This is a genomic window from Roseobacter sp. AzwK-3b (genome assembly GCF_000170875.1).
Classification (GTDB): domain Bacteria; phylum Pseudomonadota; class Alphaproteobacteria; order Rhodobacterales; family Rhodobacteraceae; genus Roseovarius; species Roseovarius litoreus.
In genome coordinates this window covers 56924-83639 of record NZ_ABCR01000013.1, presented here as the reverse complement: position 1 = coordinate 83639, position 26716 = coordinate 56924, and the positions used below count along the sequence as shown (strand labels likewise).

Below are 26716 nucleotides of genomic sequence, written 5' to 3'. Positions count from 1 at the left end.
TGTCAGGCAAGCGGTCGGTGACACGCCCCTGCACCATTTGCCGGATCGCCTGCTTTCGGGGGCGAGGAACATGTCTGTGCGAGACGAGCGCCCTGCCCGCTTCATAGACGGGGCTTCTTGGACAGCCGTGACCAATGCACATGGCCCGGCAGGACATGCCGGGCCATGGCAATGTCAGCTCCAATGCGCGACGGAACGCTTCTCAAAGCTCTCCCGGAACTGCCGCGTCGAGTTCTCCATGATCTCGCCTGTCCCCCAGTCCAGAATGACGGCATATCTGCGAACCGCATCCATCTCGTCGATTTCGGCGTTCTGATACATGCGAGACACGATCTCGGGGTCCATCCGAGCCCAGCCCACGCGGTTTTGGCGAATATAAGCTCGGGCTTTTTCGGTCGCGGCTTGGTCGATCTCGTATTCCAGCATGTCGGCGTCAATCACCTTGATCACCACGCCATAGTCGAGTTCTGCCCGCTTGACCGAAACATATTCGTCAATCACATCCTGACGGACACGTTCCGGGTCGCGCTCCAGTGGGTCACCATAGCCACCACCCCCGGCAGTGGGCCGTGTGAACCTGTCGCCGCTCTTGATCTTGTAATTAGAGAATACGGAACCCAGCCACTTTTCCTCGCCAGTGTCTGCGTGCTCGATCATCAGACCGTGCGGCATCGACGGCAACCCACCTTCGACGCCCCAGACCACAGCGCGTTCCCGGTCGCAGATATAGGACATGACCGTGTTTTCGGCTTCCAGCAATGTCGACGCCTTGATCACGCCAGCACCTCCACGCCATTTGCCGGGGCCAGGACTGTCCTGCTTGATCTGAAATTCATCGGCGCGCGTCGGGTTCACGCGCTCGTTGCCTTCCGAGGGCTGCGACATCAAGCCGGTACCGAAACAGGCGGTTGTCACGTCGCTTCCATCCTTGCCATTGCGCCCGCCCCAGCCACCGGGCAACCACTCGTAAAACATGTAGATGGGTTTGCCGGGCTTGCGCAGATCGTTCCCACCGGCGAGCAGATATTCAAGGTTGAAGGCACAGGCGATGGCGCGCTCCGGCATGATCTGTGACCACATTTCGAAAATCGCGTTCATGATCTTTTCGAACGGCATCAGAAAGCCCGTCACCGCAACGGGCCATTCCGCGCTCACGACGCTGTTCTTGGGAGCCTTGACCTCGACCATGCGATAAAACCCGCTATTGAGCGGCAAGTCGGGGAAAAATGTCTTCATCCCGGCAACCACGGCCGAAAACGTTGCGCCATGTGCAGAGTTGTAGATCGACGAGATGGTCGGATGGCTGCCCTCGAAATCATAAACGATCCGGTCGCCCTTGATTGTCATCTTGATGTGGATCGGGATCATTCCCTCGCCGGCACCCGGATCACGGTCGATATAATCCACGGCCTCCCAAGTCCCGTCAGGCAAGTCCGATATGCGCTGACGCACCGCGCGTTCGACATAGTCCTGCACCGCGCCCATGCCTTGGGTGACTTGATCGCGTCCATATTTGGCCACCAGTCGCTGAAGTTCGCGTTCGGCCACCTGTGTCGCCTGGGCCTGTGAATGGATGTCGCCGATGATCGACGCGGGATCGCGCGTATTGGCAGCGATCATATTCGCTACATCGGCACAGAACCTGCCCTTGTGAAACAGCCGGACAGGTGTGATCCGCACCGCTTCACCGAACATCTCATGCGCCGCGACGTTGAACGACCCCGGAACGGAGCCACCCAGATCGGACCAGTGCCCGTTGGACTGCGAAAAACCGATCAGCTGTTCTTCGTCGAAGATCGGGCGGATCAGGCGCACGTCGCTGAAGTGGGTACCGCCTGCATATGGATCGTTGATCGCATAGACATCGCCGGGATACATATCGCCTTCGAAAACACGGATCACGTCCTTGCAGGTATAGTGCAAGGTTCCGACGTGCACCGCGATGTCAGAATTGCCCTGCGCAACGCAGTTCCCTTCGGCGTCATGCAGACCATTCGAGAAATCACGGTTGTAGATCACGAAGGAATAGCAAGTCCGCAGCATCTGCTCAGCCATCTGGTCGACCGAGGTGATAAAAGAGTTCTTGAGAACCTCGAATGTGACCGGGTCCAGTTCCTGATTGGTTGTGCTGTTCATACCTCAGTCCTTCACGCGAATAAGAATGTTCATGTATTGGTCGACCTTGGCCGTAGCCTTGGGCGGCACGACGACTGTCGAGTCGATCTGCTCGACAATGGCGGGCCCGGTAAATTCAGCCCCCGCCTTCATCTTGGCGCGGTCATAGATCGCGGCCTCGCATTTTTCCCCCTTGAACCAAACCGCGCGGGTGCCTGATGGTTCGGGTGCGTGCTTGACGACCTCGAAGGACGGAAGCTTGGCCTTCTGCACGATGCCGGTCGCCTTGACGCCGACACGGAAGATACTGACGGGTGCGTCTTCGCGACGGAAATTGTATTCGCGCTCATGCTCGTTGTGAAACCCTTGCACGAGGTCCTTCGTGCTCGTGATCGGGGACGGAGCCGAGACGGAAAGCGACCGCCACTGTCCTTGGTACATCATCTCGACCGAGCGTTGCAAAACGGTGTCTTCGGGCGCGACACCTTCGTGGCGCAACCGTGCCACGGCCTCTTTCTCGATCCTTGAAAATGCGGCTTCCAGGTCTTCCGGCGTCGTGGTCGCTGCATCCGCCATGAAACTGTCGGAAAAGTCGTGCTGGATATCGACCAGCAGGCATCCCATCGCCGAGGTGACGCCCGGGTTGGGCGGCACGATCACGACAGGAATGGACAGCTCTTTTGCCACCGCAGCACCATGCAGGGCGCCTGCACCGCCGAAGGCGATCAGCGCGAAATCCCGCGGGTCATGTCCGCGGCTGATCGACAGAAGGCGCACCGCGTTGGCCATATTGGCGTTGGCCACGTCAATGATCGCCTCGGCCGCCTCGTGAAGTTCCATGCCGAAAGGTTCTGCGACTGTCTCGCGCACAGCCTTTTCGGCCAGTGCAGGATCAAGAGTGATGTCGCCGCCGGCAAGGCTGTGTCCTAGTCGGCCCAGGACAACATTGGCATCACTGTTGGTCGCCACCTCGTTGCCATTGGAGTAGCAGGCAGGCCCCGGATAGGCTCCGGCGGATTGTGGCCCGTTGCGCAGCGATCCCCCCTCGTCCTTCCAGGCCAGGGATCCCCCGCCGGCCCCGATTGTCAGCACCTCGATGCTGGGAAACCGGATCGGATAGCCGTATTCGATATACCAGTCCTTCGTCACCGTGGACTCGCCGCGGTAGGTCAGCGACACATCTGTGCTGGTCCCGCCCATGTCGAAACCGATCGAGTTCTCATAGCCGCACAGATTGCCGATGAAACGGCTGGCGATGGCCCCTGCCGCGATGCCGGACCCCGCAAGACGCGCCGCGAAATCCTTGACGCTGGCAGGTGTCATTACCCCGCCGCCCGAGTGCAGCAAAAGAAGGTCTCGATTGTATCCACCGTCCGTCAGCTTGTCGCTGAGACGCGAGACGTAATCGACGACAACCGGCGACACGACGGCATTGACCATCGTTGTGGAGAACCGCTCATGCTCGAATATTTCGGGCATGATTTCTGACGATATCGAGATATGCACATCCGGCATCACCTCGCGCAGGATCGCCCGCATGCGCACTTCGTTCGTACTGTTGACATACGAGTTGATGAAGCAAACGGCGACCGCCTTCACATCGCGCTTTTTCAGGATCTCGGCAACGCGACGTGCCCCATCCTCGTCAAGCTCTTGGATAATCTTTCCAGCAGCGTCCACGCGTTCCTTGACGGTCAGACGGTCCCTTCGCGGAATGTAGGGTTTGGCAACGTCCTTGTAGGTGTCCCACAGGTCTTCCTTGTTCGAGCGGCGGATCTCGACGACATCGCGGAAACCTTCGGTGCAGACCATGGCCGCGCGCGGCAACTTGCGTGTGATCAGCGCATTCGTGGCCACCGTGGTCCCGTGTGAAAACATGGTGACGTCGGACAGGCTTACCTTGGCATCCGACACGCCAGTCAGGATGGCGCGCATGGGATCATCGGGGGTGGACGGTGTCTTTTCGATCCGGATCTGCCCGGTTTCTTCGTCCATGATACAAACGTCGGTGAACGTCCCCCCAACATCTACTGCAACTCTCGTCTTTGTCATCAGTTTTTCCTATCCTTTTTCACACCTGCCGAACACGCGGCAAGCGATACCGTTCGCCTGCGAAACCAAGAGTGCAGGATGTTCATCGAACTTTCGTCACATGTCGGGGCGGGCGCATGCAGCCGAACGCCTTTGCTTGCGTGTCTCCGTCGGCGTGCAGCCGAACTTGGCACGGTAGTGCTTGCAGAACTGGGCCTGATCGTAGAAGCCCCATTTCTGCGCGATCTGGGCCATCGTGGAGGTGTCATGCACCATCTCCAGCGTCTCGCGACAGCGGGTCAGCCGCCTGTCACGAATATAGCCCGCGACAGAGCACTCGTTTTCGGCGAACAAACCCTGCAGATACCGAAGAGATATGCCGCAGGACTCAGCCACCATTTGCGGCCCCAGATTGGGGTTTGACAGGTTATCACGTATGAACTGCTCGGCCCGCTGCAGATGGGCGGCACGGATCGTCGACACGGAACTGTCGAGAATGCGATCATCGCTGCGCATCGAGAGGCACAGAAGATCGAGCAGATGTTGCCCGGCCATTTCACGCGCGGCATCGTTGATGACATCAATGCTTTCGATCGTGTTCCGCACGGCGCCGACGAAATAGGATCCGATCCCGGAGCGCGCATCAAATGTGAGCGCGCTCAGCCGCTCCGTCGGCCCAACGCGCGACTGTACACTGGCGGTGGGCACCTTCAGCACCCAAAGTTTGTTGCGCTGGCTGTGAGAGAATTCATATGGCATGTCGCCCTGTTCGACCAAAAAGCCACCTGGCGCACAGCGCGTATGGCGTGACGCCTGATGGAAACGCACCTCGGCGACATGGGGGATCGTAATCAGCAGGCTGTTGTCCTTTTCCTCTTGGAAATGGCTCTTGTTTCGGCGGTACATGACGCCGTCGCATTCCATCTCGGACAGGCCCATCACACCAAGCCCCCACGACTTCAAAGACCCCCTGAAACGCGTGGCGTCCCGGCATTCAACCGAAAGCGGGAAATAGGTTTCCGAGATCGTTCGTGACCAGACTTTGTTCTTGTCGATGGCGCTTCCGTGGTCGGTAGAAAAAAACATCCTTTCCTCCTGTCGGACGGCTTCTCGCAAATACCGGCCATTGCATCTTAGGGTAAACCTTACCCCAAGCCACAAGGCAAAATAGGTGATTTGCGCACAAAAGTTTGGTGGCCTCATCTCCGGGGATGCGGAGTGCCGGGGCTTGCAATTCGTCTGGTGCATGCGCCAAGAACGCCCAAGGATGCCCCAAGGTGGCGTGCCAAACGGCGCGATGCGGACTTGCACAGCGGGCGCCTTTGGGGCCTCATGCTGCACGTCTTGTGCCGATGTCCGGTACGTTTCAATTGGGAAAAGCGCTCCAATGCATGCCGACCTGCGTCATTCACAAAAACCAGCGGCACCTGCCCAGGTGAAACGGCGGGTCCTTCGTGTGCGCGGTACCGATGTCACTTTGCTGGAGGAAGTGCGGCAGTTGGCCGAGGCGGACCTTGGCTTTGAAATCCACCATGAATCGCTTGACTTCCTGACCTGCCAGCATCGGGCAGCAATGGATCCTTCGAACTACGACATTTATGAGCAATGCTTTCATAATCTGGATATCGTCTGGTACTGGGGCGCGCTGCAGCCGATCGACACGCGGCGCATTCTCCAATGGGACAAAATTGGCGATCTCGCCAAGACGGGTGGCATCAGCAAATATACCTGGCAGGGCCATGGCGACGCCCCGGTGCGCAAGCTCTATGTTCAGCCGGATGGCACATTGGGCCAGCAACCGATGCCGCTGGTCAGCATGTTGCCGACAGCCCATAACGTCGACAGTTTCGGTTTCGACCGCCGCCTTTTCGGGGATGAGGGACCCGAGGGCTCGAGCTGGGCGTGGTTACTGGACCGCCGGGCGCGCGGGCGGATCGCTCTGGTGGATGAACCCGCGATCGGAATCTTTGACGCGGCTCTGGCCGCCGAGTCGAACGGAGACCTGACGTTCGAGGATATCGGCAACATGACCGTTGACGAGATCGACAGCCTTATGGCCCTATTGGAAACCCTTCGGCAACAGGGGTTCTTTGTGGGCAGTTGGGTGTCTCCCGATCAGGCCGAAGCGCTGGTGCGCGCCGACCGGGTCTCGGTGCAAAGCATGTGGTCCCCCTCTTACGGCAATCTTGGGCATATGCAGGGCGTCTTCTGCGAAAGCGTGCCACGCGAAGGGTATCGCGCCTGGCACGGGGGCGCTTCACTCGCGCGGCACCTTTCGGGTAGCCAGTTGGATATCGCTTATGAGTATCTGAACTGGTGGCTTTCGGGTCCGGCGGGGGCGGTGATGGCGCGTCAGGGGCATTACATGACGAATGCCGATGGTGTGCGCGAATACCTGAGCCCTGAGGAATGGGGCTATTGGTATGAAGGAGAGATCGCCCGATGCGACCTGAAAGGGCCTGATGGAAGAATCGTGGTTCGCGCGGGTCAACGCCGCGCGGGCGGAGCCTACCGCGAACGTGTCAGTCGGATCGCGTTGTGGAATACGGTGATGGACGAATACAATTACGCGGCGCGCGCCTGGAACCGGTTCATCACAAGCCTGGGAACGTCCGGACAATGACCGCGAAACCCAACAGCCTTGAACAGGAGCCCCTGTACGAAACGATCAGCCGGGTCTTGCGATATAACATCGTGTCGGGGCGCCTGCCCGATGGGTTTGTTCTGATCGAAGGCCCGATCGCAAAGCTGATGCAAACCAGCCGCGCTCCGGTGCAAGCGTCGCTGCGCATGCTGAACGCCGAGGGTTTGATACACCGGTTCCGGGGACGCGGCTATCTGGTCGGACAACCGTCCGCCAACCTGAAACCGATCCGGAAACCCTTGGAGGAATTCGATTTCGACATTCCCCCTGCCTCGCGCTCGGCCTTGGCCGTGCGAGGGACATGGCTCCGGGTCTATGACAAGGTCGAAGCGGAAATCGCGGCCTGTCAGATATTCGGTGAATTCCGGGTGGTCGAAACCGAGCTGGCAAACCATCTCGGCGTCAGCCGAACCGTCGCCCGAGATGTCCTGAGCCGCCTGAATGAACGGGGGTTGATCCGAAAGGGGGCAACCTCGCATTGGCTTGCCGGGCCACTGACCGCCCGGACCCTGCGCGAGAAGTTCGAGCTTCGCAGCTTGATGGAACCGGAAGCCCTGCGGATGGCGACCGATTTCATCGACCATTCTCAGATCACGCGGATCTGCCGGCAGATCGAGAGTGGCAAAGCAAAGGACGCGGCCGAACTGGAGGATGCGCTGATGCGTTACTGTCTTCGCAAGGCTCCCAACAGTGCTCTGGTGGAAATCATCGACAACAATCGCTTGCTGTTGTCTGCGATGGACAAGGCGCTCAGCGACCTTGGTTTGCCGGTGGACACGGTCGCTCTGGATCAGTACGGCGCTCTTTTCCATCTGATCGGATCACGACAGACAAGCGCCTCGACTGAATATTTGAAAGAACATTTGCGCATACTGTCGTACAAGAGTCTGGCAAGGCTCAAGATCGTGGCCCTGATACCCGAAAGCGAATCGATCCCCAAATATCTGAACAGAGTTTAAAAATGTATTTGGAACGCGATATTCATTTATTTTTCCTGTAAAACCCGTGGATTTTCTTAACATTTTCGGAAATTGGGGCAAAATTCGCTAACTATTCGGGAAAAGATGGCTCTTGCTATAGGTCCCAATTAGTCATTTCATACGATATACATTTTGTGTTCAGGCCATGTTGCAGCACTCCACAAGCAGGTCGTGCGGCGGCTGAGTTGCTTGGGTTCACAACGAAAAGAGGGCTTTATGACGCAAAGCGACCCCATTTTCCGGCTGGAGGGAGTGACGCGCAGATATGGCAATCTGACTGCGCTTGACGGCATAGATTTCGTAGCTGAGGACAACAGCTACATCGCACTTCTGGGGCCATCAGGGTCGGGCAAGACCTCACTCTTGCGCGTGATCGCCGGATTTGAAGCGCCGGATACGGGCCGCATCTGGTTTCAGGGTCATGACATCACCGATCTGCCGGCTCATGAGCGCGGAATCGGCTTTGTCTTTCAGAATTTCGCACTTTTCCCACACGTGACCATTTTCGAGAACGTCGCCTTCGGCTTGCGCAATGGGGCGACCAAAGTGCCGGACGCAGAGATCACGGATCGCGTCAGGGCCTCGATCGACATGGTCGGTCTTGCTGGTCTGGAAGACCGGAATCCGGATCAGATATCGGGTGGCCAGAAGCAGCGTGTTGCATTGGCGCGCTCGCTCGTGATGCAGCCGAAACTGGTGTTGCTGGACGAGCCTCTTGGGGCACTGGACGCCAACTTGCGCGAGAGAATGCAGACGGAACTGCGGACCATTCGCGAAAGGCTTGATGTGACCTTCCTACATGTGACGGGAAGCGAAACCGAAGCTCTGGCAATGGGCGACCGGGTGGCGGTGCTGGATTCTGGCCGGATCGTGCAATACGACACACCGGATGCGATTTATGACCGCCCGATCATTTCGGATGTCGCGCTGTTTCTAAATCGCTTCAATCTCTTCGAGGGAACCCTGAAGGACGGCAGCTTCCATGGCGCCTTCGGAGCAGCACCTGTGTCTTCTGTGCGTGCCAACGACAGCGATGTCTACGCGATCCGGTATGACCGGACACGGATATTCGACACGGATGCCTCAGAACTGCCCGGGCCGGCGCTACCTGTCCGCTACCTCGCGAGCGAATATCTCGGATCCTCGATCATCTTTCTGTTTGAAACCGAAGACAACAAGACAGTCGAGGTCGATCATCACCTAAGTCTGGGTGAGCCACGCGATCTGAGCGTCGGACAGAATTACATTCTTTCATGGGATCCCGCGCAGGCGATCGTATTTGGCAAGGAGGCAGCACAATGAGTGCGGCAATTGGCAAACGGCAGAAAGCAACCACGTTCCAGCTGCTTGCTCCCGGCGTCGTCTGGATGATCCTGTTCCTGGTCGCACCGATCATGATGATCGTTTACGTCTCATTCTGGACGCAGACGACCTTCGCGATAAATTCGACACTGACGCTGGACAGCTGGCGGAACTTCTTCGGCTCGGAGGCCTATGTCGGTGCACTCTGGACCACGATCCGGCTGTGGCTGATCGTTCTTACCATGACCTTCATCATCGGTTATCCGGCCGCTCTCTATGTGGGCTTGCTGGTCAAGAGCAAGACGGTTGCAACAGTCCTTCTCGTGCTGTGCGTGATCCCCTTCTGGACCTCGTTTCTGATCCGGGTGCTGGCCTGGCGCCCCATGTTGGGCAAGGAGGGGGCGATCAACATCATCCTGCAGAAAGTCGGTCTTATCGACACGCCGATCGAGGTTCTTCTGTTTTCCGAACTTTCGGTCATCATCGGCATGACGCAGATCTATGTCGTCTTCATGGTGGGGCCGATCGCCTTCATGCTAGGCCGGATCGATCGCAACATCATCGAGGCTGCCCGCGACTTGGGTGCCGGGTTCGGACGGATCTTCTGGAAGATCATCTTTCCGCTCAGCTTGCCCGGGGTCGTGGTCGGCGCGATCTTCGTCAGCGTGATGGTGTTGGGCGAATTCGCGACATCGGGCGCCCTGTCCGGAAGAAAGGTGAACCTTCTGGGCAATATCATCGTGACCCAGGTGGGATCGCTGAAATGGGCCATGGCATCGGTTGTCGGGGTGATCCTGACCATCCTGCTGGGCATCGTGGTGGCAGGATTTCTGCGCATCGTCGATCTGAAGCGGGAGATTTAAGCGATGGAATCCAAGATCCTCAAACCGATCCTCGCAGTCTATGTCGGCCTGTTCATCCTGTTTCTCTACGGTCCCTTCATCGTGCTGAGCATATTGTCCTTTCAGCAGGGTCCCGAAGGGGGGCCGCAGTTTCCGATCATCGAATGGTCCACTTACTGGTATCAGCATCTTTTCGGGCTGACCCCGCCATCACGCATTGCCCCGCTGCCGGTTGGTGAGGCTCTTGTTCGCTCGCTGACACTGGCCTTCATGACCATGGTCACGGCAACGGTTCTTGGCGTCATGGCCGCGCAGGCCTTCCGCAAACGGTTCCGGGGCGCTGGTATAGTCTTCTACCTGATCGTTCTCGGGATGATGGTTCCGGGTGTTCTCACCGGCCTTGGCACATCGCTGCTGGCCAACAACGTGGTCGGTATCGAGCGCCACTGGTGGAGCACGGCTTTCCTGGCGCATGTGGTCTATACATTCCCGTTCGCTTTCCTCGTGATGCTGGCGATCCTCAACCGCTTCGATGGCTCTGTCGAGGAGGCGTCGTGGTCGCTTGGCGTCTCGCCCATCACCACGTTCCGCAAGGTGACGTTCCCGCTGATCTTCCCGGGCGTTCTGTCGGCCATGCTTTTCGCCTTCACGCTCAGCTTTGATGAATTTCCGCGCACCCTTTTCGCTTCGGGCCGCGACCAGACATTGCCGCTTGCGATTTACGGCACCTTCTCGGTCGAGATCCATCCCAACATCTTTGCCTTCGGGGTCATGACAACACTGTTCTCATTCGCGCTCTTGGCGGTCTACGGCATCCTGATGGGCCTGAGCGTCCGGCGCGCAAAGAAAATGGCCATGCAGGAAGATATCGCATGAATACGGTCATCGTCACTGGCGCAGGATCAGGGATCGGCCTTGCGGTTGCCACAAAGCTTGCTGGGCTGGGCTATAATGTCGTGGTCAATGACTACAATGCCGACGCCGCGAACGAGGCCGCTGCACAGATCGGTGGGCTTGCAGTGCAAGGCGATGTCTCAAACGAGCAGGACGTGGCCCGCATGCTTGAGGCATGTGTTGCAGAGTTCGGTGCGCCGACCCACCTCGTCAACAATGCAGGCCATGTGCACCAATCGCGTTTTATCGATCTCGACCCTGTCGATTTCGATCGTATGATTTCCGTCCATCTGCGCGGCACGTTCCTGTGCACGCGCGCGGTCCTGCCCCACATGCTTGCCCGGAAATCTGGCTGCGTGGTCAACATGGCCTCGCAACTTGGACAGATCGGCGGGATCGAGTTGGTCCATTATTCCGCGGCGAAGGCCGGGATCATCGGGATGACCAAGGCACTGGCCCGCGAGGTATCAACCCAAGGCGTACGCGTGAACGCTGTGGCCCCCGGTCCGATCAATACACCTTTGGTGCGCGCGCTTTCCGAGGAATGGCGCGCGGCAAAAGCCGCCGAACTTCCCTTGGGCCACTTTGGAGAACCCGAAGATGTCGCGGAAACGGTTGCATTCCTGTGTTCCGACGCGGCGCGCATCTATGTCGGTCAGACGCTTTCACCAAATTCGGGAGACGTAATGCTATGAAATCAGTTGCTCTGATCACGGGCGCCGGTATCGGCATAGGGCGCGCCACCGCCAAAGCTCTTGCCGCGCGCGGTGATCATGTGATCGCCACCGACATTCTCGAGGACGAAGGCCGCAGCATCGTGCAGGAGATCCGCAAGGCCGGAGGCGAGGCGGAGTTCCAGCATCTCGATGTGCGCGACACCGATCGTGCCAATGCGGTGGTAAAGGACATCGAAACGCGCTTTGGCAGGATAGACACGATCGTGGCCAATGCAGGCATCGCGCACCGTGTTCCATTGGAACAACTGACGGACGAGAAATGGGATCACACCTTTGATATCGACCTCAAGGGGATGCTTCGCGTTATCCGGCCAGCCGTGCCCGGCATGAAAGCGCGCGGCAAGGGGGCGGTCGTCTGCCTTTCGTCGATCATGGGCGTCGCCTATGGCTGGGATGAGCATGTGCACTACTCAGCGGCCAAGGCCGGGGTGGTCGGTCTGGTCCGCGGCCTTGCGGTTGAACTGGGCCGAAGCGGCGTGCGGGTGAATGGCGTTGCGCCGGGATATATCCGGACGGCTCAGCTTTTGTCAGAGAAACACTCCCTTGGACCCGAGGGAGCCAAAACAGTGGGCGATATCGTTCCACTTGGCCGCATTGGCCTGCCGGATGACATTGCGGATGTCGTGGCGTTCCTCGCGTCCGACGCCGCGAGATATCTGACAGGTCAGGTTATTACCGTGGATGGTGGGCTTATGGTCGGGCGCTACTGAACACGGAAGGGAAGAAAGACTTCCCAATTTCCAAAGACGAAACGACCTCAACATGGAGAAGAAAAGTGACACACTCAAATTTCTCAAGACGGAACTTTCTGAAAGCCACGGCAGGCTCTGCCGCGCTCGCGGCGGGCGGCATGCCCTTCCTTGGCGCACAGCAGGCATTCGCGGCGAACCTCGCCAACCAGGAGTTGCGGACCGTTGGTCTTTCGGTGACCGTGCAGGAACGTATCCTGAACGATTTCAAGGAAAAATCCGGCGTCGGTTCGGTTAGCGGCAAGGCGGATATCTTCCCCAACACCCAAACCGAAATTCTGTCCGGCTCCGATGCCTATGACTGCTGGGAAATCATCGGCGAGCGTCTTGCGGCGATGGTGGCCACGGACAAGCTTGCGCCTGTTGCCGCTTCGGACCTCGCGAACTGGGCGGGAATTCGCGAAACCTTCACCACACCGTCCGACCGTTGGGCGCTCAATCAGCAGATTGTCGGCCAGATTTGGGAGGATGAAAGCCAGACTCGCCTGAACATGGTGCCGACGGTCTACAACTACGACTCCATCGGCTATCGTCCCGATCTGGTGGATGCGGAAGAAGCCTCCAACTGGTCGTCGCTCTTCGATCCGAAATTCAAGGGCAAGACCGGCCTGAACGTGGACCCGCTGATCGCCTTCGGTCAAGCCGTCCTAGCCATGAACGAACTGAACCTGCTCGAGGTGTCAAACCCCGGCAACCCGGATGCCGCCGCTATCGAAGAAGCTGCCAAGTTCCTGATCTCCAAGAAGAAAGAAGGACAGTTCCGCGCGCTTTGGGGCGACTTCGGCGAACTGGTGAACCTGCTGGCATCCGGTGAGATGGTCATTGCAGACGCATGGCAGCCCGCAGTGATGGCCGTGAAGGCACAAGGTGTCGAGTGTTCCTACGCGACCATGAAAAGCGGCTACCGTGGCTGGGCGATCGGTGTCGCCCCGCTCAAGACGTCGCCGAACCTTGAAGCCGTAGCGGCCTATGCCGACTACTGGTTGTCCGGGCCGCCCGCGATCGCCGTGTCCGAGCAGGGCTATTATTCGCCCACAACGAACGTCAAGAACGTCATGGATCCTGACAAATATGCCTTCTGGTACGAAGGCAAGCCGTGGGTTGGTGAAACCGAGCGTGGCATCAAGGAAGGAGATCTGCGCGATGGTGGATCCCTCGAAGAGCGCGCCGCCAACGTGGCCTACTGGCACCAGTGGCCCGATGAGTATGACCTGCTCATTCAGAAGTGGGACGAATTCCTCTCTGCATGAATTGACATTGGTTCAGCCGGCCCGCCGGCTGAACCCCCCTTCCCTTTTCCCAGGAACAGGACGCATTTCCCTTGGCCTATGATCTTCAGCTCGCGAACGTCTACAAGACCTATGACAATGGAACACCGGCCGTCATCGACTTCAATCTGGATGTCGAGAAAGGGGAATTCATAGCATTTCTGGGCCCTTCCGGCTGTGGTAAATCCACGACCCTGCGGATGATTTCCGGGTTTGAAACGATCACGTCAGGCGATCTGATGATCCGCGGCAAGCGGGTCAACGACCAACTCCCCGAGAAGCGCCCCACCTCGATGATCTTTCAGAACTATGCGCTTTTCCCGCATATGAACGTGCGCCAGAACGTGCTGTTCGGCCTTGAGGTCAAGAACATGCCGCGCGACCAAGCCAATCGCAAGGTTGACGAGATCCTGGAAAAGCTGGGCCTGAGCGCGATTGCGAACATGCCGACCGCGCGCCTGTCGGGTGGCCAGCGTCAGCGGATCGCCCTTGCCCGCTCACTGGTTGTCGAACCGGACATCCTGCTGCTGGACGAACCCCTGGGCGCGCTCGATGCGAACCTGCGAAAGAGCATCCAGAACGAATTGAAACTGCTGCAACGCGACCTCGGGATCACCTTTGTCTTCGTGACACATGCACAATCCGAAGCCCTTGCACTGTCTGATCGTATTGTCGTGATGAACGCGGGCCGCATCGAACAGATCAGCCCCCCACGCGAGCTTTACACACGCCCCTGCAGCCAGTTCGTCGCCCGCTTCATCGGCTCGAACACCATATTGCCGGGAACCGTCGTGGGGCAGGAAGATGGAAATGTGATCCTCCAAACAGCCTTTGGCCATCTGACCGGTGCGAACCGCGCGGGCGTCGATATCCATGCAGGCCGCGAGATGAGCATCATCCTGCCGGCCGAGGCCGTGGATCTTGTTCCCGCCGACGTGCCGGAAGACGAAATGCGCGCGAATTTCGGATCGAACGCCATCAGCTGCACAATCGAGAAGCTGCAGATCGTCGGCCATATCATGCATATGATCGTGCGCTTCGCGGATGGCAATCAGATCAATGTCGAAGGGCATGTGGACAAGTACCGCGACCGCCTTAAAGCCGGGTCTCGCGCCTTTGTCGCGTGGAACCCCTCCAATGCCACCGTGATCGACAACTAGGGGCAAGGCAATTTTTATGGCCTACACGACCGCACAGCATATTTCAGAGGGATTGCGCTCGGGAAAACTTGATCCCGTCGCATTGACCGAAGAGGTCTATGACCGTCTGGAACAGCACGGCGACACCGCAATCTATATCGAAACGACCCGCGATCGCGCGATGGCCGAGGCCGAGGCTTCGCGCTTGCGGTTCAAGTCGGGGTTGCCGGCAGGCCCATTGGATGGTGTGCCTGTGGCGTGGAAGGACCTGTTTGACCTGAAAGGCCGTGTGACCACCGCCGGAGCAATTGTCACCAGAACCGATACACCAGCGAAGGCCGACGCACCGGTGATCGCAACAGCCCACAGGGCCGGGATGATCAGCACCGGTACGGTCAACATGACGGAATTCGCCTTTTCGGGTATCGGTCTCAACCCACATTACGGCACGCCCCGCAATGTACATGCCCCCACCGGTCAAAGACGCAGCCCGGGCGGGTCATCCTCGGGCTCTGGCGTTGTCGTTTCGGCCGGGATCGTCCCTATCTCGATAGGCACGGATACGGGCGGCTCGGTCCGTATCCCGGCCTCTTTCAACGGCGTGGTGGGCTACAAGACCTCTTCGGGCCGCTATCCCATGGACGGGGTCTATCCACTGGCGAAATCCCTCGATACGATCGGGCCACTGGCACACACGGTTGCAGATTGTGCCTTGTTCGACGCGGTCTTGCGCGGCAAAGACACCCCCGAGGCGCAGCCCGCAGATGTCGATGGATTGTCCTTCATCATTCCGGACGAGATCTTTCTGGATGGGCTTGCGCCATCGGTCGCGGCCAATTTCAACGCGACCGTGGACAGGCTCGAGACTGCGGGAGCAAGGATCAAGCGCATCTCGCTTCCTGAACTGTCGGAACTGACCGACCTGATCGTCGAGCACGGTTTTCTGGCCGGTGCGGAAGCGCTGGCGCTGCATCGCGAGCGGGTGTGCGGCCCTGCAGCCGCTCAAATGGATGCACGCGTCGTGCGCCGCATCAGGCTGGCCGAGAGCATGAGCGCGGTTGACGTTCTGTTACTGCAACAGGCCCGCACCCGCATGATGGCGTCGACCGCGGCCAGAATAGGCCGGTCAATCGTGCTGTGCCCGACCACGGCCACCACCGCCATGGAGATCGAGCCGCTCGAAGCGGATCAAGAGGTTTTCTTTCGCCACAACGGCCTGGCGCTGCGCAACACCTCTCTGGGCAATTTCCTAGATTGGTGTGGCGTTTCCATTCCCAACGGCACCGATGCCGATGGCATGCCGACGGGCTTCTTGCTGTCAGCCCCGACCGGTCAAGACACAGCCCTGCTGGCCGCCGCTCTGAGCTGCGAAGAGATCATCCGCGGCTAGTGCCGCGCTGACATCGACTGAAACAAAGAAGAGGAGACCCAAAATGACCAAGAAAATCTACTGTGCCTTCGGCACGGATATCGACTCTGTCGCGGGCCAGATCGGCTCTTATGGCGGGGGAGATTCACCCAACGACATCCAGCGCGGCATCTTCGCGACTGAAGTCGGCGTGCCGCGCCTGCTGCGCCTGTTCAAGAAATACGAGATGCGGACGTCGTTCTTCATCCCGGGCCACTCGATCGAGACATTTCCGAAAGAGATGGACATGATCGTCGAGGCGGGACACGAAATTGGCGCTCATGGCTATCTGCATGAAAACCCGGTTGCGATGACCCCTTCTCAGGAAGAGGATGTTCTGGTCAAGTCCATCGAACTGATCAAGAAACTCACCGGCGAAGCCCCCAAGGGCTATGTCGCTCCTTGGTGGGAAATGTCCAACGTGACTGCATCGCTTTTGGGCAAGTACGGATTTTCCTATGACCACAGCCAAAGCTACCGAGATTTCCAGCCTTTCTATGCCCGTGTCGGCGACGAATGGAATGTGATCGACTATTCCAAGACCGCCGGAGAGTGGATGCATCCGCTCAAGCACGGCAAAGAGATCGACCTCGTGGACATCGGCGCAAACTGGTATGTCGACGATCTTCCGCCGATGATGTTCATCAAGAACGCGCCCAACAGCCACGGCTTTGTCAGCCCGCGTGATATCGAGCAGATGTGGAAGGATCAGTTCGACTGGGTCTATCGTGAAATGGACTACGGCGTTTTCCCGATCACCATTCACCCCGACGTTGCGGGCCGTCCGCAGGTTCTGCTGATGCTCGAGCGGCTGATCGAGTATATCAACACGCATTCCGGCGTCGAATGGGTGGATTTCAACACCATTGCGGACGACTTCCGCCAGCGCTTCCCGTTCGACAGCGACAAGCGTCCTGAAGTGATATGACATGGCAAAGGGGCAGCGCCATGCGCGCTGCCCCGTCCGCAATTCGATGAGGTGTTCAGATGTGCAATGCATGCGGTTTCCCGACACGCCCTGGCCACTGGACCGACGCAGGTGCCGATAACGCCGGCGACAGGCTTAGGCTGCAAATGCGCCGTGCCCAGATCCTGAACAGATTGCTGAATGGCTATGGTTTCAAGGCGCGTCCCCCCGGGCACGGGCCGGGCTTTGCGCTGTCTTCCTTTTCAGGTCGCACCACATTGCTGCCTGATCTTGAAGCCGTATGGCAGGAAGCCGCGCAGCAATTGGGCCACCCCATCGATCCGCTTGATCCCCGGTTCACCGCCGCCGAACCCAACTCATGATCGCGCCGCCTGAAGATGGCCGTCTTCGGCTGACCATTCTTGGTGGTTACCTTGGCTCCGGCAAGACAACCTGGCTGCGCCATCAGCTTTACGAAGGTGCCTTCGGCAAGGCCCATATTCTCATCAACGAAGCTGCCGAAACTCCGGTCGACGACACTTTGCTGGCATCTCAATCCGCAGGCGTCACGATGTTGTCGGGCGGATGTGCCTGCTGCACGGGCAAGGATGATCTTGTCAATGCGCTCAAGGCGCTGTGTGATGCCCATAGTCGGCAAAACTCCGAAGACCGGAAAACTCCGCAGATTGTCCTCGAAACGAGCGGTCTTGCCGATCCTGCCGCCATACTGGATGCCATCCAGCAAGACAGCGTGCTTGTGCATCACATCCGCGTGGCCGAGATCATCGTGTTGGTGGACGCCATGAATGCGGCGGACCAATTGCGCACCGAGCATTTGGGACGGGCGCAGATCGAAGCGGCCGACCGCATCATCTTGACAAAGGTGGATGCTGTTCCCAATGCTGTGCTGGCCACTGTCGTTGCAACCGTGCGCCATCTCAATCCGGTGGCTAGGATCGAGGCTGCGGTGAAGGGCGAGCCTTTCGCCTTGCCGGACTTGCCGGCTGTACCACCTTATGATTTGCCCCGGATTTCGGATGGCGGAGAGCCGATCCAACCCACGAAAATCGACATCCCGGACGATGTGGACTGGGCCACATTTTCTATTTGGCTGTCGGCACTTATCTATGCGCGTGGCGATGACCTGGTCCGCGTCAAGGGTGTCTTCGACACGCCAGCCGGTCCATTGCTTTTACAAGCGGTGCGAAAGTCCGTGCAGCCCCCCGAATTTCTGCCGGCCGAGGCAGCTCAACGTCAAAACCAGATCGTTTTCATCGGGCGTGGATACAAAGGCGATGATCTGCGGCGGTCACTGGATTATTTCACCCGCGGCTAGGCCCGACAAACGGCGTAATTTACCTGGATGACTGAGCAAAGACGGGAAACGATCTCGGGCCTCCCCGTCATTGAGTGATACAGGCGTCTGGCCCTTGAGCTAACCCCCTGAAATCAGGCGAATAAGACTTTGGCCATCTGTCCAAGAGAGGGATGGGCCGTGAACCGCAGACGCCTAAGCTGAAGACGCGATGCAGGGTAATGCTGCACCTAAGCTTTCAACACCTCGGGGAAGTGGCGGAGACGATGTCCGCCTAACATACGTACGGCGCTGACCGTCTGCGTGGAAAATATCTTTTGAAAATAGGCCTTCAGGACGTTCAGGAAGCGTATTGTCGCCGCTATTGTCCGTTGCGGTTCGCGCAAAACCACCCTATTTTAGTGGAACTTTTTTGGTAACAATAGCAGGCTCCATCAAGATGCCAAAGAAAATTTCGAATGCGCTCACCCCACTGCAAGTCAAAAATGCAAAGCCGGGCAGGCATGCTGATGGCGGCGGCTTGTATCTGCTTGTTAAAGCGAGCGGAGCACGGTCGTGGGTATTCCGCTTCATGCTGAATGGAAAGTCGCGAGACATGGGACTGTCTCGTTGTCCAGAAGCAATCGCTATTATGCAAAAGTCGCAGAGTGACCAACTCACCCTCGCAGAGGCACGCGACTTAGCTGCGATTTACCGGTTGAAGGTCAAAGCAGGTATTGATCCGCTATCAGAACGCCAAAAGGCCTTGGCTGAAGCGGCTGCAGAGAATTTGCTACATGAAGCCGAACAAGTCACGTTTCAAGAAGCCGCCAGTGATTACCTGAGCGCCCGAGAGGGCACATGGCGCAATGCGAAGCATCGGCAGCAATGGCACAATACATTGCGAGATTATGTCTTCCCCGTCATCGGAGACATGGCTGTGAAAGACGTTGAAACACAGCACGTCCTGCGGGTCTTAGAGCCGATCTGGGGCACAAAAAGCGAGACCGCGAGCCGGTTACGAGGTCGGATAGAGAGTATCCTCGACGCGGCAAAGGTTAGGGGGCATCGAACTGGCGAAAACCCCGCGCGGTGGCGTGGTCATCTCGATAAGATTCTACCACCGCGCAAGCGACTATCTCGCGGGCATCATGCAGCCCTGCCCTATAGGGGCATACCGGATTTCATAGTCCGGCTGCGTGAGCGCTCTGCGACGGGGGCGCTTGCCCTCGAGTTTCTTATTTTGACCGCAGCCCGCACAGGCGAAGTGATTGGCGCTGAATGGGATGAGATCAATTTTGCGGACCGGACATGGACCATTCCAGCACAGCGCATGAAGGCGGCTCGAGAGCACCGAGTGCCATTATGCGAGCGTGCGGTAGAGATCTTGCGCCAGACGCATCAACTTGGTCGAAGACACCTGTTTCCCGGCCCACGGGGCGGAGCCATGTCAGGTATGGCGATGTCGATGCTTCTACGCCGCATTGAGGATGCAGTGACAGTCCACGGATTTCGTTCGAGCTTCCGGGACTGGGCATCTGAGACCACATCATTCCCACATGAAGTCTGTGAGGCTGCATTGGCTCATACGATTGGCAACAAATCAGAGGCAGCCTACCGGCGGGGTGATTTGTTTGAAAAGCGACGGCTGCTCATGAATGAATGGGCAGACTACTGCGCCAGCTTGGTGGTCACTTGCGATAATGCAGAGGCAGTTTAAGCGTCGATGTCGGAAGCAGCTGAACGAATTCCATTGACGGCCGCGTTGACGCTCGCCGCGTTTGGCGTTGAAGTTCCGGGAGAGCGGTTTGCTAAAGCACTGAATGCACAACATTTCGGCCTCACGAGGACTGAAGCATTCACAACGTTTAACGCCACCCTCAAATCGCTCCTGCAAAGAGTATCCGCAGGCGACCTCGCCTTACTTGGCAAATTCGTGCCTGAAGACGGGCCAGACGGATCAGAAGTAATCGCACCTATCGCTCCCCATACTGCCGAATCTTTTGCGGCCTTCGATTATCGCATCGATGGCCTCCGATTTGGACCACCAAGCCTGCTGTGGTTTAGCTTTACAGATGAACCCTACACGACGCCTCACTTTGCGCGGTCCGATCACTACCGTGATATTACCATGATCCGCGGGCAGCTTCGCAAGTTTCTTGGCACAGGCAATTCACCGTATCGGCAGGAAACTAAACGACCGACACTTCCCGATGCCAACCTAAAGGCGTGGTGGGGATCGCTTTCAGAGGAACAAAGGCTTCTGCCTAGAAACAAGCTCTTAGCGATGGCGGTTAATGACCACCCCAACCATAAGGTTACTCGGCAACGAATACGTGAGCTCGGTCCACGGCGCAAAGCTGGCCGACCGAAATCAGCCAAGAAAAAAACGGCCAATTAACGGCCGATTTTGGAGGCCAATTTTTTCTTGAGAGTGTCCAGCAAACGCCATCAGACGGAGCCGGACATGAGCACACCTTCACGAAACCAACGCCTCGGATACCGCATCAAAGAACTCTGCCAAGCAAGCGGACTTGGGCGGACGACAATCTACAAACTCATCAGAAGTGGGCGTCTCAAAGTCGTTCGGATCGGCGGGTGCACGATCGTCACTGCAAGCAGCGCTGAAACTCTCCTTGGTGGTCAGGAAGGTGGTGCGGAATGATTGAGGCCACAACCCTGACCCGTGATCTGGGCGGCAAATGGCATGGACGCTCCGGCAGCGCCGCCTGCCCGGTCTGTCAACCCGAACGACGCCGCGACCAAAATGCTTTGTCTATCGCAGATGGTGGAAACGGCAGGCTACTTATTTATTGCCACAAAGCAGGCTGCAGCTTTGGGGATATATTAAAAGCAACGGGTATCAAATCTGGCGAGTATGTCCCTCCTGATGCGGCCGTTTTTGCTAAACGCGCAGCGGAGCAAAAGGCATTGGATGCGAAAAAAGCTAAACAGGCGCTTGCAAACTGGTCTACGGCACAATCGATCCTTAATACCGCTGCTGAGGTTTACTTACGCAGCCGCGGGATAACTGGAACTCTGCCAAATACTTTGCGTTATCATCCATCGTGCTGGCATGCCTCAGCAAAGCGCCTCCCTGCAATGGTCGCTACCATTGAAGGCGGAAACGACTTTGCGGTCCATCGAACCTACTTAAGCCGCGATGGCCACGGAAAAGCAAAAGTTGATCCAGTTAAAGCGATGCTTGGTGCTGCTGCTGGTGGAGCAGTACGGCTCAGATTGGGACCGGGACCGTTGATGGTTGGCGAGGGGATCGAAAGTACGCTTTCAGCGTCCATTTTGTATGACGATCCAGAAATGGCAGTCTGGGCTGCCTTGTCGGCGAGTGGGATGTCCCGACTGAATCTGCCCCGATTAGGAGGATTCGGAAACGTACGTCCGTCGTTGATCGTTGCTGTTGATGGAGACAAGGCCGGTCGTCTCGCGGGGCACAACCTCGCCGAGCGTGCGCATGCACAGGGTTGGCATATCGACATTATGGATCCCGGCGATGGAGCAGACTGGAATGATCGCCTGATCAAACAGGAGGGTAACTCATGAACCGCCCAGATATGACCCCCTTCGAACCTGAAGGCCCGACACCTTTGCTACGAGAGATGCCTGAAGCTGCACCCTTCCCGGTTGATGCTTTGGGAGTTTTGGCTCCAGCTACTATGGGTATTGCAAGCGCAACTGAGGCTCCGGTCGCCATGTGTGCAGCCTCCATTCTTGCAGCGGCATCCTTAGCGGTACAGGGGCTGCGAGATGCGCAAACGCTTAACGGAAGTGCGCCCGCAAGCCTGTTTCTTTTGACAGTCGCTGAGAGCGGCGAACGCAAGAGCACAGCTGACCGTCTCGCAATGAAGGGCGTGCGAGACTATGAAGCCGAACTTCGCATGAATTATGACCTCGAACATAGTTTATGGCGGGACGGTCACGAACTCTGGAAATCGGCGCGAAATAAGATAATCAGCAATAGGAAAGCGGACAATGCATCAAAAAGAGTTGATCTCGAGGCCCTTGGCCCTGAGCCGCAGGCGCCGTTGAAACCGTATATCGTAGCCTCCGCGCCAACTATCGAAGGAATTGTAAAACACCTCCCAGAATTGCAAGCCAGCTTGGGCATCATGAGCGAGGAAGGCGGGGCAATGATTGGTGGCCACAGCATGAAGGCTGAAAACCGCCTTGCAACCTGTGCCAGCCTTAGCGCCATGTGGGACGGATCACGGATTGATCGATGGCGGGCCGGAGATGGCGTAGAAGCCTACACTGGGCGGCGCTTTTCAGTGCATCTCCTTGTACAACCAATAGCCGCACAAGAGTTGCTCTCTGATCCGATGGCTAACGGACAAGGGCTTCTAGCCCGTTTCCTGACATGCCGTCCCGTATCCCACATTGGCTCGCGGGTGCGAATGGAGCAAGATGCGGTTGCAGAGACCCAGATTGCGCGCTTCGCCGCCCGCACCAAGGCGCTCCTTTCTCGTGATTTACCTACAGTGGATGGTCGGCGCAATGAACTCGAGCCACCAATCTTACCGCTCTCAATTGAAGCCCGGGATGTGTTGATGCGGTTTGCAAGAGAGGTTGAACGCGCGCAAGCGGCGAGCGGCGTTTTTGAAGATGTCCGAGCCTTTGCTTCGAAAACGGCAGAACATGCCGCCCGCCTAGCAGCAGTGCTGACCATCTATGCCAATCCCGACGCGCCGGAGGTTAGTGGGAAAACAATGGCTGGAGCTATCGAAATTGCCACCTTTTATGCAAACGAAGCAGCCCGTCTCGCGGATACTGCGATTGTGCCTCCCGAAGTTGCTGATGCTGAACGCATGCGACGTTGGCTTCTTCAGTCTTGGAGTGAGCCGTTTATCTCTGCTGGAGTCGCCGCGCAGCGTGGACCTTTCAAGGTGACTGACAGAGCGCGCAAGGCACTTCAGCGCCTCGAAACGTATGGGTGGGTGAAGGAGGAAAATGGAGCGCAGGTCGCTGGCAAGGCCCGTAAAGAAGCATGGCGCATCATGCGACAGGTTGAATGATGGCCATATTTAGCTTCGATACCGTAGCCGCATTGAAGGCTGCACGAAACCGGCAGGCCAATCCTAATCATCCTAATCGTCCTAACCGAAGTACGTCTGCCGGGCGGTGCCCGGGCCAACAGGAGATTGTACAATATCCGAAGGGGGTGATGACAGCGGAGATGCTTGCCCACGATCTCTTCGAGGAACGCGCCGCAATTCGCGAATATGATGGCGGACAGCCTCGCCAAAGGGCGGAGGCTGAGGCTTGGGCCGAAGCACGTCGTCGTGCGGGTTTGTCGCTATAGGCGAAACAAAAATATCCGCGCTTCGATTTTTCATCGGGGGAGCGATACACTATGCGATATGCTACTCGTGAAAGCGCACTACCCCCCGACCAAACGCCCCAAGACGCTCTGCGCGAGTTCCTTGGTCCATTGGCCGAGGAAGTTGAAATCGAGGACGGGTGATCAGTCGAATTGCTCCTTCCAGTCCGAATCCAACCACCCATAGGCCACGGCCCGCGCTGCGATGTCCTTGAGCTCAGCACGGATCTCCCGCCCGACCTCGGCCCGCCGCTTGGCCTCAGCGCGTTTTGCTTTCATTAGCCGCCCATGCGTTGTGTGGGCGGCAGCAATCCTTGCGCGTCCGGCCTCGGTCCGTGGTCCGGTGCTCTTGCCGCCGTGAAGCTGGCAGCGGGCTTTCCCGCGCAGGGCTGGCTTTTGGCATGGCTTGCCGGCCCGTGTTTTGGCTCCGCAGCGACGGCCGGGCCAGTTTGGGCCAAGACGCGTTTGCTGACCGATCTGATTGCCTTTGGTGAACATGATCACGCCTCCCCATTATCCCTTAGTAAGCGTTCGCTGGACAACACTGACGGCTTAGCTTGACGGCTTGAAGTTCCACGGTAGCAAGTCTTCGATATGGTTTTGCGGGTGGCCATTGGCGATCGCTGTGAGGGTTGCCTTGAGATAGGCGAAGGGCTCGACGCCGTTGATTTTGCAGGTTTCGATGAGCGAGGCAATGCGGCCCCAAGCGATGCCGCCCTCGTCGTGACCCGCGAAGAGTGAGTTCTTGCGGTTCAAAGCGATCGGTCGGATCATGTTTTCGACGCGGTTGTTGTCGATCTCGACGCGACCATCAGCCAAGAAGGTCTGCAGCCCGTCCCAGTGATTGTGGATGTAAGTCAGCTTTTCGCCCAAGCGGGATTTGGCAGAGACCTTGCGTCGCTCAGCCTGCAGCCAATCACCGAAGGCCGCGACCAGTGGAGCGCTGTGGGTCTGGCGGGCAGACAATCGCTGGCCGGGGGAGATGCCACGAATGTCAGCTTCTACGGCATAGATCCCGGCGATGCGGCGCAGGCCTTCGGCGGCGATCTCTGATCTATCGCGGTCAAAGACTTCGTTCAGTTTGCGCCGGGCATGGGCCCAGCAATGGGCCACGCGAATGGGATTGCCGCCCTTGCGGGTAGGCTTGGTCAGCCGGTTGTAGCCCTGGTATCCGTCGATCTGAAGGATGCCATCAAAGCCTGTCAGGAATGTTTCGGCATTCTGGCCCGCGCGCCCGGGGGCATAGAAGTAGACCACGCCTGGCGGGTCCTCACCGCCCCATGGTCGGTCATCGCGGGCCAGTGCCCAGAGATACCCGGTTTTGGTTTTGCCGCGCCCTGGGTCCAGCACCGGGGCCGTGGTTTCATCCATGAACAGCTTGCTGGATCGCTTCAGATGGTCGGTCAGCCGGTCGACGACGGGCTTGAGATGGAACGCCGCCTTACCCACCCAATCGGCCAGCACAGCGCGGTGCAGATCAAGACCCGCCCGCGCCAGAATCTGGCTTTGGCGGTATAGTGGCAGGTGGTCGGCATATTTGCTGACCAGCACATGGGCGATGGTCGCCTCGGTCGGCAGGCCGCCCATGATCAGATGCGATGGTGCGGGGGCTTGGGTCACGCCGTCGGTGCAGGTCCGGCAGGCGTATTTCGGGCGCACGGTGACGATGACGCGCAACTGCGCTGGCACGATATCCAGCCGCTCGCTGCGGTCTTCACCGATCTTGTGCATGACGCCACAGCCACAAGGGCAAATCAGGCTCTCGGGTTCGATGACCTCTTCGATGCGGGGCAATGCTGTCGGCAGATTGCCGATGGTGCGCTTCGGCGCAGGCTTGGTTGTCGTCTTGTCACCTGACCTGTCAGCCAGATGTTCCTTCTGCACCTCGACCTCTGCCAGTGCGATGGACAGATCCTCGAACGCCAGCTGTCGCTCATCCTCGGTCAGCTTTTCCGACCGCTTCCCATGCAGGGCATGGTTCAACTCGGCGATCAGGTGCTCTTGCCGTTGGGTTATTTCTGTGAGCGCCGCTACCTTTTCCATCAACGCCAGAACCGCCGCGCGTTGCGCAGCCGGGATAGCGGAAAGATCAAGTTGCGGGGCAGTTTGCATAGGCCATAGCTACCCAGATGCCCCAGTAAAATCACGCAAAAACATATGGTTGATTCACTCTGCCGCAGCAGGGGGGCGCGCCTCTAAGGCTTTAACCTTACGCCAGTCCAGCCCGGCAAACAGCGCCTCGAACTGGGCATGGTTCAACGCCATCACCCCGTCCTTGATCGCAGGCCAGGTGAAGGTTGCCTCCTCCAGTCGCTTGTAAGCCATCACCAGACCGGTGCCGTCCCAGTAAAGAAGCTTCAGCCGATCGGCACGGCGCGATCGGAACACAAACACCGTGCCGGTGAACGGATCCTTGCGCAGCACAGATGACACGATTGCCGCCAGACCATCATGACCTTTCCTGAAGTCCACTGGCTGCGTCGAGACCAGAACCCGCACGCGGTTTGACGGGAACATCATGGCCGCGCCCCGATTGCCCGCACGATCTCGGCAATCCGGTCAGAACTGGTGGTGCCATCGACCCGGATTGTCACACGACCTATCGCAATCTCGATGGGTTTACAGGACAACCCGTCAGGCTTTGTGGGCTGCCCGGCGACAGCCGGCACATCCGCACCGCCGCCACCATCCGACACGACGATCGGTGCAAAACAGAAGCTGTCATCTTCAACCACAGGCAAAACCAACCGGCCATCACGTGCCCGACTACGCCATTCCGATAAATGGTTCGCCCGAAGACCATACCGCGCCGCAACTGCATTCACGCTCACACCTGGCTGCAAACTCTCAGCAACGATCCGAGCCTTTATCTCATCCGGCCAGCGTCGCTGTCCGTTGGTCCTTATGTCCACCCCGTAATCCCGGAGAAACTCCAACGTAGTCGCCATCGCGAAACTCCTGCACCGATCTCCATCGGACATGGCATCGCAGGTCAGACAAGCGGGTAAAAGGTGAGGGCCAGCGACCGCTTACATCCCTTAGATGGAGTGTTATATTATAACATTTATTTA

Annotated in this window: 25 protein-coding genes; 18 read left to right on the top strand and 7 right to left on the bottom strand. The window is 58.1% G+C overall.

Features of this window, described 5'->3' with window-relative positions; translation table 11 throughout:
* Positions 1-174 precede the first annotated feature (174 nt).
* From RAZWK3B_RS18025 to RAZWK3B_RS18015, 3 genes are all read right to left on the bottom strand, one after another.
* Positions 175-2136, bottom strand: coding sequence for a hydantoinase B/oxoprolinase family protein (locus RAZWK3B_RS18025; protein WP_007817685.1), 1962 nt, complete (start codon positions 2134-2136; stop codon positions 175-177).
* Positions 2137-2139: 3 nt separating this feature from the next.
* A complete protein-coding gene (locus RAZWK3B_RS18020) occupies positions 2140-4167 on the bottom strand; it encodes a hydantoinase/oxoprolinase family protein (protein ID WP_037296233.1) in 2028 nt (675 codons plus the stop codon).
* A gap of 96 nt (positions 4168-4263) precedes the next feature.
* The gene (locus RAZWK3B_RS18015) at positions 4264-5232 is read right to left on the bottom strand and encodes an AraC family transcriptional regulator (protein ID WP_007817680.1); all 969 of its coding nucleotides are present in this window, start codon (positions 5230-5232) and stop codon (positions 4264-4266) included.
* A 370-nt stretch (positions 5233-5602) separates the two neighbouring features.
* On the opposite strand from RAZWK3B_RS18015, the gene RAZWK3B_RS18010 reads away from it, so the two are divergent.
* From RAZWK3B_RS18010 to RAZWK3B_RS17930, 18 genes are all read left to right on the top strand, one after another.
* Positions 5603-6769, top strand: a complete 1167-nt coding sequence (locus tag RAZWK3B_RS18010) for an ABC transporter substrate-binding protein (protein WP_198133307.1) — start codon at positions 5603-5605, stop codon at positions 6767-6769.
* On the top strand, positions 6685-7749 hold the full coding sequence (locus tag RAZWK3B_RS18005) for a GntR family transcriptional regulator (protein WP_157132311.1): 1065 nt from the start codon (positions 6685-6687) through the stop codon (positions 7747-7749). The genes RAZWK3B_RS18010 and RAZWK3B_RS18005 overlap by 85 nt, the downstream gene beginning before the upstream one ends.
* Positions 7750-7986: 237 nt before the next feature.
* On the top strand, positions 7987-9072 hold the full coding sequence (locus tag RAZWK3B_RS18000; RefSeq protein ID WP_007817675.1) for an ABC transporter ATP-binding protein: 1086 nt from the start codon (positions 7987-7989) through the stop codon (positions 9070-9072).
* A complete protein-coding gene (locus RAZWK3B_RS17995; RefSeq protein ID WP_007817673.1) occupies positions 9069-9935 on the top strand; it encodes an ABC transporter permease in 867 nt (288 codons plus the stop codon). The genes RAZWK3B_RS18000 and RAZWK3B_RS17995 overlap by 4 nt, the downstream gene beginning before the upstream one ends.
* Positions 9936-9938: 3 nt before the next feature.
* Entirely contained in the window at positions 9939-10790 is an 852-nt protein-coding gene (locus RAZWK3B_RS17990; RefSeq protein WP_007817672.1) for an ABC transporter permease, read from the top strand.
* Positions 10787-11503, top strand: a complete 717-nt coding sequence (locus RAZWK3B_RS17985) for an SDR family NAD(P)-dependent oxidoreductase (RefSeq protein WP_007817670.1) — start codon at positions 10787-10789, stop codon at positions 11501-11503. Before RAZWK3B_RS17990 ends, RAZWK3B_RS17985 begins: the two co-directional genes overlap by 4 nt.
* Entirely contained in the window at positions 11500-12255 is a 756-nt protein-coding gene (locus tag RAZWK3B_RS17980; protein WP_007817668.1) for an SDR family NAD(P)-dependent oxidoreductase, read from the top strand. The genes RAZWK3B_RS17985 and RAZWK3B_RS17980 overlap by 4 nt, the downstream gene beginning before the upstream one ends.
* Before the next feature lie 65 nt (positions 12256-12320).
* The gene (locus RAZWK3B_RS17975; RefSeq protein ID WP_037296232.1) at positions 12321-13544 is read left to right on the top strand and encodes an ABC transporter substrate-binding protein; all 1224 of its coding nucleotides are present in this window, start codon (positions 12321-12323) and stop codon (positions 13542-13544) included.
* Positions 13545-13615: 71 nt separating this feature from the next.
* Positions 13616-14722: an ABC transporter ATP-binding protein gene (locus RAZWK3B_RS17970; RefSeq protein WP_007817665.1), complete on the top strand. Its 1107-nt coding sequence runs from the start codon at positions 13616-13618 to the stop codon at positions 14720-14722.
* A 16-nt stretch (positions 14723-14738) separates the two neighbouring features.
* Positions 14739-16091, top strand: a complete 1353-nt coding sequence (locus RAZWK3B_RS17965; protein ID WP_007817663.1) for an amidase — start codon at positions 14739-14741, stop codon at positions 16089-16091.
* 43 nt (positions 16092-16134) lie between these two features.
* Positions 16135-17037: a polysaccharide deacetylase family protein gene (locus tag RAZWK3B_RS17960; RefSeq protein WP_007817662.1), complete on the top strand. Its 903-nt coding sequence runs from the start codon at positions 16135-16137 to the stop codon at positions 17035-17037.
* A 59-nt stretch (positions 17038-17096) separates the two neighbouring features.
* Positions 17097-17399: a hypothetical protein gene (locus tag RAZWK3B_RS17955; protein ID WP_007817660.1), complete on the top strand. Its 303-nt coding sequence runs from the start codon at positions 17097-17099 to the stop codon at positions 17397-17399.
* A complete protein-coding gene (locus RAZWK3B_RS17950; protein WP_007817658.1) occupies positions 17396-18352 on the top strand; it encodes a CobW family GTP-binding protein in 957 nt (318 codons plus the stop codon). Before RAZWK3B_RS17955 ends, RAZWK3B_RS17950 begins: the two co-directional genes overlap by 4 nt.
* Before the next feature lie 418 nt (positions 18353-18770).
* Complete coding sequence (locus RAZWK3B_RS17945) at positions 18771-20030, top strand: tyrosine-type recombinase/integrase (RefSeq protein WP_037296231.1); 1260 nt, start codon at positions 18771-18773, stop codon at positions 20028-20030.
* Between the two features lie 6 nt (positions 20031-20036).
* Positions 20037-20711: a hypothetical protein gene (locus RAZWK3B_RS21305; protein WP_157132310.1), complete on the top strand. Its 675-nt coding sequence runs from the start codon at positions 20037-20039 to the stop codon at positions 20709-20711.
* A 66-nt stretch (positions 20712-20777) separates the two neighbouring features.
* Positions 20778-20975 carry a helix-turn-helix transcriptional regulator gene (locus tag RAZWK3B_RS21965; RefSeq protein ID WP_157132309.1) on the top strand — a complete coding sequence of 66 codons (198 nt, stop codon included), beginning with the start codon at positions 20778-20780 and terminating at the stop codon, positions 20973-20975.
* Positions 20972-21871 carry a DUF7146 domain-containing protein gene (locus RAZWK3B_RS17935; RefSeq protein ID WP_037296229.1) on the top strand — a complete coding sequence of 300 codons (900 nt, stop codon included), beginning with the start codon at positions 20972-20974 and terminating at the stop codon, positions 21869-21871. The genes RAZWK3B_RS21965 and RAZWK3B_RS17935 overlap by 4 nt, the downstream gene beginning before the upstream one ends.
* On the top strand, positions 21868-23340 hold the full coding sequence (locus tag RAZWK3B_RS17930; protein WP_007817651.1) for a YfjI family protein: 1473 nt from the start codon (positions 21868-21870) through the stop codon (positions 23338-23340). The genes RAZWK3B_RS17935 and RAZWK3B_RS17930 overlap by 4 nt, the downstream gene beginning before the upstream one ends.
* Positions 23341-23789: 449 nt before the next feature.
* On the opposite strand, the gene RAZWK3B_RS22020 is transcribed toward RAZWK3B_RS17930, so the two are convergent.
* Genes RAZWK3B_RS22020 through tnpA form a run of 4 tightly spaced genes read right to left on the bottom strand, consistent with a single transcriptional unit; the run spans position 23790 to position 26593 of the window.
* Positions 23790-24143: an HGGxSTG domain-containing protein gene (locus RAZWK3B_RS22020; RefSeq protein WP_007817649.1), complete on the bottom strand. Its 354-nt coding sequence runs from the start codon at positions 24141-24143 to the stop codon at positions 23790-23792.
* Between the two features lie 54 nt (positions 24144-24197).
* Positions 24198-25757 carry an IS66 family transposase gene (tnpC, locus tag RAZWK3B_RS17920; protein WP_007813144.1) on the bottom strand — a complete coding sequence of 520 codons (1560 nt, stop codon included), beginning with the start codon at positions 25755-25757 and terminating at the stop codon, positions 24198-24200.
* 54 nt (positions 25758-25811) lie between these two features.
* Positions 25812-26165 carry an IS66 family insertion sequence element accessory protein TnpB gene (gene tnpB, locus RAZWK3B_RS17915; protein ID WP_007812645.1) on the bottom strand — a complete coding sequence of 118 codons (354 nt, stop codon included), beginning with the start codon at positions 26163-26165 and terminating at the stop codon, positions 25812-25814.
* Complete coding sequence (gene tnpA / locus RAZWK3B_RS17910) at positions 26162-26593, bottom strand: IS66-like element accessory protein TnpA (RefSeq protein ID WP_007811945.1); 432 nt, start codon at positions 26591-26593, stop codon at positions 26162-26164. Before tnpA ends, tnpB begins: the two co-directional genes overlap by 4 nt.
* Positions 26594-26716 lie beyond the last annotated feature (123 nt).